This window comes from Pseudoalteromonas sp. ATL1 (genome assembly GCF_058933015.1).
Genome location: NZ_JBZYXL010000001.1, coordinates 2,853,833 through 2,867,330 on the forward strand (window position 1 = coordinate 2,853,833; position 13,498 = coordinate 2,867,330).

At 42.3% G+C, this 13,498-nt stretch carries 9 protein-coding genes; 2 read left to right on the forward strand and 7 right to left on the reverse strand.

Annotated elements, in window-relative coordinates; all coding sequences use genetic code 11:
- Positions 1-28 precede the first annotated feature (28 nt).
- Positions 29-1,021 carry a GlxA family transcriptional regulator gene (locus AC5FX4_RS12730; RefSeq protein ID WP_493606752.1) on the forward strand — a complete coding sequence of 331 codons (993 nt, stop codon included), beginning with the start codon at positions 29-31 and terminating at the stop codon, positions 1,019-1,021.
- Positions 1,022-1,060: 39 nt separating this feature from the next.
- Here the strand turns inward: AC5FX4_RS12730 and AC5FX4_RS12735 are convergent, their stop codons facing one another.
- On the reverse strand, positions 1,061-2,353 hold the full coding sequence (locus AC5FX4_RS12735) for an amidohydrolase family protein (RefSeq protein ID WP_493606753.1): 1,293 nt from the start codon (positions 2,351-2,353) through the stop codon (positions 1,061-1,063).
- 280 nt (positions 2,354-2,633) lie between these two features.
- Between AC5FX4_RS12735 and AC5FX4_RS12740 the strand changes: the two genes are divergently transcribed.
- Positions 2,634-4,190 carry a metallopeptidase domain-containing protein gene (locus tag AC5FX4_RS12740; protein ID WP_493606754.1) on the forward strand — a complete coding sequence of 519 codons (1,557 nt, stop codon included), beginning with the start codon at positions 2,634-2,636 and terminating at the stop codon, positions 4,188-4,190.
- Positions 4,191-4,331: 141 nt separating this feature from the next.
- On the opposite strand, the gene AC5FX4_RS12745 is transcribed toward AC5FX4_RS12740, so the two are convergent.
- The 6 genes from AC5FX4_RS12745 to AC5FX4_RS12770 form a co-directional block, all read right to left on the reverse strand.
- Positions 4,332-6,017 (reverse strand): S41 family peptidase, encoded by a 1,686-nt coding sequence (locus AC5FX4_RS12745; protein ID WP_493606755.1) that lies wholly within the window; start codon positions 6,015-6,017, stop codon positions 4,332-4,334.
- Between the two features lie 317 nt (positions 6,018-6,334).
- Complete coding sequence (locus AC5FX4_RS12750) at positions 6,335-7,933, reverse strand: MBL fold metallo-hydrolase (RefSeq protein ID WP_493606756.1); 1,599 nt, start codon at positions 7,931-7,933, stop codon at positions 6,335-6,337.
- Between the two features lie 21 nt (positions 7,934-7,954).
- Positions 7,955-9,031: a TauD/TfdA family dioxygenase gene (locus tag AC5FX4_RS12755; protein WP_493606757.1), complete on the reverse strand. Its 1,077-nt coding sequence runs from the start codon at positions 9,029-9,031 to the stop codon at positions 7,955-7,957.
- Positions 9,032-9,052: 21 nt separating this feature from the next.
- Positions 9,053-11,467 (reverse strand): ABC transporter permease, encoded by a 2,415-nt coding sequence (locus AC5FX4_RS12760; RefSeq protein WP_493606758.1) that lies wholly within the window; start codon positions 11,465-11,467, stop codon positions 9,053-9,055.
- A gap of 9 nt (positions 11,468-11,476) precedes the next feature.
- Positions 11,477-12,226 carry an ABC transporter ATP-binding protein gene (locus AC5FX4_RS12765; protein WP_493606759.1) on the reverse strand — a complete coding sequence of 250 codons (750 nt, stop codon included), beginning with the start codon at positions 12,224-12,226 and terminating at the stop codon, positions 11,477-11,479.
- On the reverse strand, positions 12,223-13,491 hold the full coding sequence (locus tag AC5FX4_RS12770; RefSeq protein ID WP_493606760.1) for an efflux RND transporter periplasmic adaptor subunit: 1,269 nt from the start codon (positions 13,489-13,491) through the stop codon (positions 12,223-12,225). Before AC5FX4_RS12770 ends, AC5FX4_RS12765 begins: the two co-directional genes overlap by 4 nt.
- Between the last annotated feature and the right edge of the window lie 7 nt (positions 13,492-13,498).

Here is a 13,498-nt window from a genome sequence, read left to right on the forward strand (position 1 = left end):
TTTTGCCAAAGCATTGTGGTCTGTCCAGATGAAACTAGTTACTCGTATTGCTTTTACCCTTTATGAACACATGCTCACGACCAGCGTCACGCTGCCTGCTGAAATGCTCAGAGCCGGTGAAGCTTACGCTCGAAGGCATTTAGATAGCCATTTTGTGCCGTTGCAAATATCTTGGTTAGCGCAGTCCGAAGACACTTTCACCAACGATTTTGGCATGCAATTTTCTCCCTCTGGCGATTTATCAAAAATTTGTGAGCAAGACTATGTCATCGTACCAAGCATCTGGCGAAATCCTCGACCGGTGATAAAAAGAACGCCACTACTCGCTCGTCAGCTCAAGGCAAGTTGGGAAAATGGCGCTACGCTGATAGGCGTTGGCACCGGCGTATGTTTTTTGGCGGAATCCGGCGTACTCGACAATCACTCAGCAACAACACACTGGCATTACGCTAAACAATTTCAGTTTAACTATCCTAAGGTTGACCTTAAGCCAGACTTTTTTATAACGCAATCTGAAAGGATTTATACCGTTGCGAGCCTAAATGCCCTAGCAGACGTCGTAGTGCATTTAATTTCATTACTTTATGGCAAAGCTGCTGCAAACCATGTGCAAAAAAACTTTTCTCATGAAATTCGTAAACCCTATGAAGAGCAACGTTACCTAGAGGGCGCTGTAGATAAGCATCCTGACGAGCAAATTGCAGCTATTCAGTTCTGGCTTAAAAACAATTACTCAAATGAACTCTCTTTGGCAAATGTCGCCGAGCAGTTTGATTTAAGCTATCGCACTTTTAACCGACGCTTCAAAGATGCCACGGGCCAAACCGCCAGCGATTATTTACAGTCACTGCGTGTCGAAAGTGCAAAAGAGCTTTTAGCTAGCAGTAATCTGTCTATTCAAGATATTGCTTTGTCTGTTGGCTTTAATTCTCAGGGGTTACTGACTCGAGCGTTTAAGTTAAAGCTTAATCAAACACCCAGAGAGTATAGAAAGGTTGTGAGACGGAAGCTGTTTTCATAAATGGACACGCCACAATACGAACAGCTTCTTCGACCCTTGTTATAAAGCGACTTTATCGCTGATCAATTGCCCCGCATGAAATACTGCGTAAATGGTTTGCGTATTTTCAATATTTTCTAGCGGAGATTTTTCCAGAATGACCACACTGGACTGAGCGCCAGCATTGAGTCCTGTAGGCTTGTCTAAAAATCGGCGAGCATCACTGGTTGCAGAGGCCAACGCTTGCCAATTAGTGAGTCCAGCATCAGCCAATTTTTTAATTTCTCGATGTACGGTAAAGCCTTGTATCGTGCCGTAGTTCCCCCCGTCACTGCCAGCAAGTAAATTTACTTTCGCCGAAACTAAATTTTTTATTGATTGGTAGTATTTTTCGGTACGTTGCTTTGATTTCAACTTTTCCTCTGGCGTCATTTTGCTTCCGGCTTGAGCATAGGTACCTAAGAGCCGTGGCGAAGCCACTTTGTTTGCAAGTGGCGAGCTTAACACGGCTGAAAACATAAACTCATACTCATCGGTATCACAGGCTAACGTTGGTATCACAACCGTGTTGTTTTGAGCCAGTTTTTCAGCTAATGCAACTGAAAGAATCCCGTCGTCTGGTAAATGGGTGATCGCATCCACATTCGCCGCAATTGCACTTTCAATATCAGCTAAAGTATGAATATGAACGATTGTTTTTAAGCCATATTTATGGGCTTCTTGAACCGAAAACTTCAGTAATTGAGGAGAAAGTGATGGCAACCTTCCTCCTAACGTAGTGACGAGCTTCACAACATCGGCCTTTTTTTCGGCCAATGCTTGAATGTGTTGAGCTGCTTCCGTTTCATTCGCGATCGTTCTTGTTTTTCCATATTGAGAACAATGTCCGCCTGGCGCTGTCAGGCACGATAAGCTGGTATAAATATCTGCTCCGCCTAATAAACCCGCTTGTTGCATGCGTCTATGTTCGTATAATTCATTTTCTTTACCAAATAGGTCCACAAAACCGGTCACGCCTGCATGCAGTACAACTTGTGCAGTGGTGCTTGGCCCCATAATTTCCGTCGCGGTCCTAGGTGCACGATTACCAAATGCATGAGTATGCATATCGATAAACCCTGGGATCACATACTTTTCCTTTATATCAATGATGTGCCCTTTAAAATTGGCTGGAATTTTATCTAACCGTGCTACAACCTCCTTATTATCGAGTAATAAATGCTGTTTAATTGCAGTTTCGTTGCTTGGATCAATGAGTGTGCCATTGGTTAGCAGCAGCTGCGCAAATGCAATTGGCTGATTGTTTAACAAAAGAAAAAAGAATATGGTTATTTTAAGTATGCTACTTTTCACAATGCGCTCCCTATTAAAATTGATTAGTCACAATACCTTTTAAAAAAGTTTAAGCAACCAATTATATTTTAAAAATCAGTACTGTATTACCTTGCTCATCTTCTATAACCCCCAACTCGCTTTAGCTATCGCAAGAGGATACCTGGTCATAATTTAATTTCATTCAATATATTGTATATTTTATATTCAAAGTGCTATAACTAGATTTCCTTATTGTGTTCCTCCACATTTGTAGTGTTCACGATTGAGGTAATCTCTATTTTTAAAGTAAGGAAAAGGAATGAAAGCCAACAATACAACATGTAAATATTGCTTTTCTGCTTTGGCACTTGCGAGTTCATTCGCAACCCAAGCCGAACAAGCAAACACGCAGCTCGCTGATATTATGAGCATTGAATCTCAGCCAGTTGCACAAATCACCAATCTAGCCCCGACCAGCTCGCAACTTGTCGACAGCTGTGCGAGTGAATCTCCTTTCACCGGAAGAGCAATCACGAGTGGTGATACGGTTTGTTTGCCCGATTCAAGCAGCCGTCATTTAACTATTGCTAACGCAAACCAATATAACAGTGTGGCTATTAGCACTGGATATGGCAGCGGTGATCTCAGCCTATATGCCAAAAATGGTGGATGGCCACGTACCGATGGCAGCGATCCGTCATCTACAAACGCGGGTAACGGCGAGTGTATTATCTTATCCAACCCAAGCAACTATTGGACATATATCAGTATATTGGGCGCCGCAAAAGATGCTTCTTTGATCGTAGAACTAGGTGCCACGCAATGCAGAACGGCGGGTGGTACCCCACCTCCCCCTCCTCCACCTACTGACGGTGATGGCTACCAGTATAACTACGCCCATATAAAGGTTTATCGCTTTGAGTTTTCTGATACGCCGCTAAATTGGCCTAATATGCAACAAGAGTTGGATAAAACTGTGCAATATTACCAAGAGCAATCATATGGTAAATTTACGGTTAGCTACGATATATCTACGCCCACCATTAGAATCAACCAACCAAAGAGCAAGTATGACAATGATTTCCACGGTTGGACTGCACTTTGGAAATCAAAAATCTCGGAACTAGGTGTTGATCCCAACAATCCTGGTGCAGGCTCCGTTGTGATGATGGTGGCACCGCAAGTTGGCAACTATAATTCGAGTGCCGCGCCACCAAGCATCACCTTGTACCACCATACTGCCGGTGTGATTGCCCATGAGTTGGGTCATGCTCTTGGATTACGCCATGCAAAAGCGCTTGAAGCGGGTCCAGGCAAAGTGATTGGTGTAGGTGACTATGCCTCTGAAAGTTTAAATTATGGCAACGTGTACAGCATGATGGGTATGGGCGCACACTCAATGCAAGAATACAACTTGCTCTACAAACACTACTTTGGTTGGCTAAGTGACTCAGATGTGCCCGTCATTAACTCATCAGGTACCTACCGTATTTATGCCTTTGATCACGCCAGTAACAGTAATGGTAATATCGGCTTACGTTTAAAGTCTGGCAATGGCCTATACACTTATTGGCTAGAATACCGCACCACAAATAACAGCTACCCGAACACCCAAAATGGCGTTTTGATTAACCTACAGGGGTATTTCGAAAATGAAACCGACGAGCGTTTTTGGAAAACAACGTCGTATCTTTTAGATATGACACCAGGCTCCAAAACTCCCGGTTGGTGGGGTGATGACCAAACCGACTCTGAGCTGGTTATCGGCAAAAGCTATACCGATCATTGGGGCGGTTTTAGGATCACACCGATTAACAAAGGTGGCACACCTAACAGCGCATCGGCTTGGATCGAAATTAAAGTAGAAATGCTTTAACAAACAGGCTGTAACAAGGATGTTCGCTGTTATACGAGCGATTAATTAAAGTATTCAACATGCAGGGTTACTTTAATGATCAAAATAGCCTCAACCGTATTCGTGGTTGAGGCTAGCCTGGGTACTAACTATGAAATCATTTTACTTTCCAGCGAGTTGTATCGCTTTGTCATAACTTAAAACGCGTCCTTCGGTTATTGCATCCAAGTTAAAGGTGGATACAACCACTTTTGGTGGAATACCTGTAGCCTCAAACTCGTTGCCATCCAGATCCAAATAGGTCTCGTTTGAAACACCAAACATAATGCCAGCAGGCAGGAACACAGGCAGCACATCGGAAAGCGCACCTTGAGTTGGTTCACCTATGTGGGTCACATTAGCTAAATTACGCATGGCGAGTGTGAATATTTCCGACGCACTGATAGTATCTTCACTGGTGATCAAATAAATAGGCTTGTTGTACTTGCTTGTGCTTTCATCAACTGAAATGACGACCTCTTTAACAGGCGATTGACCATCGCGGTTTTTTGCAAACTTTTTATACACAATTTGTGTTTTATCAAAAAAACGCTCGGCAATGCCAAGAGCTACGTCATCAGAGCCACCCGGGTTAGTTCTAATATCGAGTATAAGCCCATCCGTTTGCGCTAAATCATCAAAAATCAAATCAAATTGCGTGTCGATTTCCTCTTGAGATAAGTAATCCATATGATTAATGACAAGCAGTCCTATGTTTGATTGAGTTTTACCCCATTTCAGCAAAGCTCTGCCTGTCGCAGCCATCGACGCTTCATTTGTGTAACTTTTTAGCCCGCTTTCATCGGTATAGCTTTCAATCACGGTGTTATAGAGAGTTTCAACATCAGCGTCGATATGAAGTGGATTGAGTACATCAATTTGTTCGCGTAATTGAGGTAACGAAACTTCATGTTTTGTATCCAAGTACTCTCTCAATTTGGACTTTTTACGACCCGTTTCAACAATGACTTCGTCAAATAGAATAAAACTATGGAAATCACTTAAAGAATTAAGCATTTGCGCGATGATTGGTAAGGTTTTTTCCATGTTATCTTGCGCGTCAATTTGCGGCGCAAACAGCTCATACTGCTTTTGCCAATCAACCCCGCGTTTCGCTAAATGCCCTTGAAATTCATTAACACTTTGCCACGCAAAGTCAAAATTTAGCTGGGCATCGTTAGAATAACCGGGGCCGTTTTCAGGATTACATTGCAAGGGAACATTATCTTCTCTGTACACACCTGCATTGTTCATTGCTTGCTCATCAAGCACATCCCAATTATCTTGTGCGCCACGTACGCTAAACCCAAGCCGCTGCAAATAGGTATTATACGACGCTCTTAGTCTCATGATGCAATGTTCACTGGTAGCAATGTATTCAATAACGTCCTTGCCTAAAAAATGTGCCCACCGACCATACCCCGGCATATGCCATACACCCACCATATTGGCTTGATTCGCTAATGCTTCGTTAATGGTGATTTTTACTTCATCACTATCGTGCTGATTAGACTTATCTTTTACTTCAAATTTAAAAACATAGTCACCCGCCATTTTTGGCATATCTATCCAAGCATAGGCTTTTTCATCATCATGAATGGTGACGGTTTGAGGGCCTGAGACTTGCGTCCATATCGTACTTTTGATGTTGTTGTCTTTATCTTTTGCCACGCCATTGAGGCGTATTTGATTGTATTCAACAGGAGCTTGATCAGCGCCTGCGTCCGCTTGCGGTTTATGCCAGTCAATGCCACTACAACCTGAAAGTATGGCTATCGTCAACGCGCTTAAAAGTAGTTTTTTATCCATGCTCTTCTCGTTAAATATGTTTTAAATCCTACGAGTGATGATAAGCGAGTGAGTTGTTTAACTCTTTTAGCTTTTGTACAAGGGATGTTCGATTGTGTGAGAAAGTGTTTTAGAAGTCGTGGATAAATTAGATAAGACGCTTTTATATGACACAATTGTGAATTACTTCTATAAAATCAAATAGGCCCATTTTATTTTTAGTTACGTTCGTTTTTCTGCGTCACATTCTATCATTGGTGACTGGAAGAATGTATGCTGCCGATAAAACCTTTTCAATTGAAGCACCATTCTCATGACGCTTCAATTCTTAACCAAGTTTAAAAATCCACTCGTTTTTTGCCGTATAATCTTTGTGTTGGAATATTTAGCTTATCTTGACACTCTTGAATCATCTTATCTGTCTCTATAAGCTGTACAGAGTTTTCATCATAATCCAAGCCCATAAAATACTTGTACCAAGGCTCCAAGCCCAAAGCGTATAAGAAGATTTGGTCTGGTTTAAAGATCTCGGCAATATGGAAAGCTTGTGTAGAGTCCGAACCATTTAAACGACGTGATTCTTTGATCTTTTTGCTCACCATCTTGGTATGTAATGCGCCGTAAAGCCATGTATAAGGCGCGCCGACACATTCCATACCTATCGCCATGACATCCACTTTACCGATAATATCTCCAATGTGGCGATACATATTAGGATCTAAGTTAGATGAGTCTGCTCCAAAGAATAACTTCTTACCTTGCAGTTCCAAATACCATGCTGCTTTTGAACGTACATTCAAATCGCCATGCTCACCCAAAAAAGGAATACTCATGATCTTACCACCAGCAACAGCTATTTCATCTAAGTCATCCATCTCAATCACTTTAAAGTTGAATTGCTGTAACAACATTTTAAGTGAGGGATCGGGTAGCTGGCCGCCATTATTTTTAGGTACTAGTATGGTATCAGTTTTGTGACGAAGCTGAAGTAAAGACTCCAAATTTGCATGATCTTGGTGACTGTGAGTAATGCAGATATAATCAATTTTATCCGGTAATTGCGTAAAACTAATCACTTCATCTGCATTTTGCACTCCACGGCTTGCAATCACAGGATCAATCAATACCGTCAAATCAGGTGTATCTATCATGAAACCTGCATGACCAATGTATTCCAATCTTAAACCTTGTGATGGTTCATATCGGTATTTGGGCGCTTGCTCTGTAAAAAGTTCTGAGTAATGCACACCGCCCACGGTTTCACGCCCAGCAAATAGTGCTTCGACTTCCGCATGAGAAAGGGGCTTAGTCCTAGCAGCAAAGAGTGTATCCAGCATTGGATCAGCGTAATCAACCTTAAATTGAATGTGATTTTCATCGGGTAAACGCGGCGTACTCAGAGCAAATGGACGTTCGCCCACCTTATCGAGAAGACCAAACGACACACTTTGCAATTGTGGCTTATAGTATTTACTGCGGTACAATAAACTTTCGAGTAAACGATAGGACGCGTTGTGCTCCATATCCATAAAGAATTCAACATAGCCTTGGAGTGGCTCAGGAACTAGCTCATAAAGCCCATCGGTTGTTTCACCACTTGTGTGATTACGACAAAGCTCATCTACTTCTCTAACCGCATCTGCCAATGCAACCATATCGCAATATTCAGTATCAATTTTATCAACCAAGTTTTTGATATCTTCTACTTGTTCTTCAGTACAGTCTAAAAACTCAGCACCAGCCATACCTGGTTGTTTTACAGCCATAATATGTAATTTATAGTTTTTAATAAAAGACTTCATGATCCGACGGTGTGTATTCACCATGTGTCTTGCACCGGTTGCAGGTGGAATTAAATAAGGCCACGCGTACCATTGACACCACAAAGGCTCAAAATATACATCTTCTCTTAGATAAAGTTTGTTCTCGTTTGTCATTTTTGATTTTCCCTAACTCGTTTAATTATCGTCTTGCAAAGTCTGATTAATGTTAGCTAATGATGTAAAGGGCTTAGCCATTCCAACCAATACTTGTCGGTCACCTTCAAACGGCTCACGCCCATGTGCAAATAACATGTTGTCTAACAGCATCAAGTCATTACACTGCCAATCAAAGCGAATAGTATGCTGCTCATAAGCTGCACGGATAATTTGCAAGGTTTGTGGTTCAATCGCACTGCCATCACCGTAATAAGTATTACGCGGCAGTAAATCCTCGCTCATGACATTTAACAGACTATCTTGAACCGCCTGTTCAAGGTTACTCACATGAAATAAATGCGCCTGATTAAACCAAACCATTTGCCCTGTCACTGGATGTTTCATTACCGCTTGATTGATCTGTTTAGTGCGCAAATGGTTGTCATCTAACCATTCAAATTCAAGCTGGTTTTCCCGACAATATGCTTCTACTTCTTGTTTGTTTTGGGTTTGAAAAACTTCAGTCCAAGGAACATCGATTTCTGAGTAGTTACGCACATACATTACCCCTAACGATGCAAATTTATCTCTGATGTCTTTTGGTATCGCTTCATAGACCTTACGACTATCGCTGATTGGGGTTGCGCCCCCCTTCTGAGCAATGATAGTACTCAAAAATCCAACACGCATTGCCCAGTTGTTGGTGTAAGAGTTTTCATTATGCTGAGGTATTGTCTGATCAGCATGATACTCAGTAGCAGTGTATACGTTACCTCGTAACTCTGTTCTGGGCGTTGAACGAAAGCTGTAATTGATCAATGGTTCTCTGAACACTTCTTCCAACACCTGACCAAATTGCTTGCTCCCTAAAAATTTTAGCCCGCGGACCAACAAAGCACCATTTTGCTGCAGTAGGCGTTCTACATGTATCGCGTTACTACGCGCCCAATCAATGACTTTTTGATTCTGGGGATCTACATTGATCAACATTGGACTACCGTCTACCGCAAGCAAATCATCCACCTGTACATCAGTCAACTCGGTGTAGGTTACCATTTGCGACTTGGGTTCTTTGACACTTTGTTGCGTTTTACTTGTTATTACATCAATACTCATATTTCCTGCTTTCCCTAATGGTTATTCATATCTCAGCGACTCACTAGGCTCACACAAAACAGCCTTGCGAGCTGGAATGTAAATAGCCAACGATACCAAGATGCTAATAGATACCATAACACTCACGCCCACTAAAATTGATATGTACGGACTGATTCCTATTAGACGAGTGGCGGCAAATAAAATGGGGGCAACCAATAAGGCCGCGATGAAAAAGCCTATAGATAGTTGCAAAGCCCCTTGCTTAATAAAATGTTTGATGATGTCTAAATCATCTGCCCCCAACGCACGACGCAGGCCAATTTCTTGTGTTTTTTGTACAATGTTATTACTGGTCAAACCATAGACGCCAGTCAAGGCGATCAGAACTGAAAAAATACCACAACGAATAAACAAGTCGGTCATCGTGGTTGCCATAAGCGTGAGCTTAGCAAGCATCTCGTCGTAGTTTCTGATCCGCGAAGGCACCATATAACTATCCACACGATTGACAGCATTGAGCAGCTCTTCTCTAGCCCGACTTTCAGTGCCTGCATACTTAACTAGTACACCCGCTGACGGCAATACTGATTGGGCATAAGGCAAGTAAATGGCTGCATGAGTGAGTGCACTTTCAATAAATAAATCGCCTCGTTTAACATTGCTCACGACACCTACAATAGTGTACTCATCACTATTTTCATCTGCGAGTAATCTAAAACGCTTACCAAGCGCTGATTCTTTCGGCCAGTATGTATCCGCTACATATTGGCTTATCATGGCGGTTTTTAGGCCATTTTGATTGTCTCTAGAGTCAAACAAACGCCCCGTGATCAACTTCATTCCCACTAAGTTAGTGGTTTCAGAGGTCACCACCAAGTTTACTTTTGGATAACTGTCTTCACTATCATAAGCTGTGCCACTGACAGCAAACTTCTCCGCTCCGAGTTCTTGTAATATCATTGCTGATTCAAACTCTGGATTAACCCGTAACTGTGATAGTAATTGTTGGAAGAAAATCAGCTGTTTGTCGTTATCCGCATACGTGACTTCATCCAATGCTATTTCTGTGTGTAATAAATTTGTGGTGTCCATTCCAAAGTCCACATTTGCTACACGTCCCGCAACAATGGCCATAATGCTACCAAGCAACACTATCACGGAGATAAGTACAATCTGCACAATCACCAAAACGCGTGATACCTTGCCCGTAAACTTCCCTTGAGAACCACGAGTGCCATCTTTTAGCACCGTATTAATATTGAGATTAGTCGCGCTAAGTGTCGGCAAAAACGACACCAAAAACATCGCAAAAAATACAAATATAACGGTTGATTGTACCGTGTCTAAATCAATCCCCCAGCTCCACCAGTAAGGTAAATCACCTTCAAACGCGTTATTAAAAAACGCATCAGTTAAACCAAGCATCCAGCCACATAAAAACAGCGCGAATAAGCCACCAATAAGGCAAATAATGATAGACTCAAGCATCATTTGAAATATCAACTTGCCCCGGGGTGCACCCAGCGCTAAGCGGATCGCTAATTCGTTCACACGTTCGTTGGTACGGGCTAAAATCAAATTGCCGACGTTGATACACACTAATAACAATATAAAAAGCGACACCACATTGAGTAACATAAAAACGATTTCACCTTCACTTCCTGTTTGCGCAAGCTGAAAACTACTTACAAATGCCGCATCAATGATCTGCTCATCTTCTTTGGCAGTTTGATAGTTAAGCTGCGTTAAGTGCAAAATTTCGGTGAGTTCAGTGTTGACCTCTCGTATAGTATGACCTTGTTTAACACGCGCATACGCGCTCATCGGCGCTTGCATATAACCAATAGGATTAAGTTCTATATCTGTGAGCGGCAACCACATTTGCGCACTGATCGGAAAGGTATATGACTTTGGCATCACGCCCACAATGCGAGTGGGTACATTATCAATTAGCACTACTTTACCAACAACAGCATCATCTCCAGTGAATACCGCTTGCCAAGTTCGATAGCTAATCACAGCTACTTTTTGTGCACCAACATGACTGTCGTCAACAACAAAGCCTCTTCCTAGCAAAGGCTTTGTTCGGCTAAACTGAAATATATTCCAACTGCTAAACGTCGTTTTAACGCTTCTGGTTATCCCACCATCAAAAATAATAGCATTGCCATTAACATATAATCCAAACTCATTTAATGACTGGGCATAAGCTTTCATCTGCGCCAACTCAAACGAATCCAATGAGCGATTGCGATTTTTTTCTTTACCTTGAACACGCACGACATTTTGAGCATCGCCAACAGGCAAAGGCTTGTACAACATAGTATTGAGGACGGAATAAACATACATACTCACAGCCAATCCCCCGGCCAACACCAGCATGGTGATCACGGCAAAAAAAGGACTCTTTACTAATAGTCGAATAGCATAATTAAAATCAGATAAGCTCAACATTAGTCTTCCTTAAACTGACTCTGTAGCACGTAAGCCGTTTAATCGAGAGTGTGAAGGTGCATGCTGGCAATTAACCACATCATTTTGGATCACCCCATCAAACAAACTTATTTGTCTTTGTGCACGTAATGCCGCTTCTGGGTTATGGGTAACAATACATACCGTTGCACCTTCTTGATGCAAACTTTCTAGCAATTGTGTAACGGTTTCTGCATTTTTAGAGTCTAAGTTACCAGTTGGCTCATCCGCTAGGATCAAAGGCGGTGAGCCTACAATCGCTCTGGCCACTGCAATACGTTGCTGTTGTCCCCCCGACAACTGAGACGGAAAGTGATTACTGCGATGATGCATGTCTACACGCTCTAACGCATGTTGCACATAGCCACCAATTTGCGTTTTATTCATATCCTTACGATAGGTCAAAGGCAAGGCGACATTTTCCGCTATAGTTAAATCACTAATAAGGTTAAATGACTGAAAAACAAAGCCTATTTGTTTATTTCTGACTGCAGAACGCTCCGCACGCGATAAGTGAGAGACATCGTGCCCTGCGAGTATATATTGCCCAGCAGTTTGCGTATCTAATAAGCCTAGCAGCGACAACAGCGTTGATTTACCACACCCAGATGGGCCAGAAAACGACACGTATTCACCTCGACCTATTGTTAAATTAACACCATTAAGCGCTTTAGTTTCTATATCTTCCGTTAGAAACGACTTTTCGATGTTAATCAATTCAATCAGGTTATTCGAACTCATAATAACCCCTTGATCAATATCGATTCATGATTATCCCACGCCGACGAATCTGATACGATCACACGGTCGCCTTCTTTTAAGCCATCGACTACTTCTATATAACGAGCCGATGTACGGCCCATTTCAACCAGCGTTCTTGATGCAGAGTCCCCCTTATCATCTATGCGATACAATGCTGTTTGACGATAACTTTGTGCAAAGGTTGGACGGCTCACAAATAATGCAGAGGGTTTCCTGTCAATCTCGATTACCCCTTCAACGCTCAAGTCAGATCGCGCTTCAGGAGGTAGTTTACCTACAATAGCTACCTCGACTTTTACAACCCCTTGTATAACGGCAGGGTCAATCCGTGCAACCACTCCATTCACTTCACTGCTACGAGTATCAATTAATACCTTTTGGCCTATGGCGATATCACGCACTTGAAACTCTTGTACGTTTAGCATCGCAACCAAGTTGTCTTCCGGTGCCACTTTTGCCACTTCTGTACCGTATGTAACACGTTGCCCCAGTGACACTGCTACATCCTGGATCACACCATCAATACGTGCCTTGATCACAAGGTCATCTAATTGACGTTGCGTTTTGTTCAGCATATTAGTGAGTTTTTTCAGACGAGCATCATTGGCTTCCTTTTGTGCTTGCATATTCGCTTCCATCTTAGCCAACCGCTCTTTTTGAATCTTTATGCGCTCCACATGCTGTTCAAGTTCTAGTAACAACTGTTGGTGCGCCAACGCCCCAACAGTGGAGTTACCTTTAGCAATAAGTTCTTTTTCAGCTTGCGCCTGCAATTTGTCACTTTTGTATTTGAGCTCGGCTTCAATAGCTGAGGCTCTAATGTTTGCAATTTCCGATTCCAGCGCCATTTCTTTGGCATAGAAATCTTTACGCTGTGCTTCAAGTTCCCATAGAGACTCTTCGTATACATCTTTCAATTGGGGGTTACTTAACCGAGCAATCACTTGACCCGCTTTAACTGGCGTGCCAGCTTCTAACTCAATTTTTTCAACAACACCTTCAACATTTGACGCTATCAGCTGCACGTCTTTAGGGACTAAGGTGCCAACACCACGTACGTCCACAACGAATTCACCACGTTTCACTTCACCGATCACCACATCCTGTTTATCAACAATGTAAGACGCACCATTCATGCGGTAGAGGGTCATGGCGATAATAAATGCAACAACACATATAGCGATGATGGGCCAGTAACGACGAACATTAAATTTATTTTTTGTTTTACTTCTGGTGATATCCATATTTCTC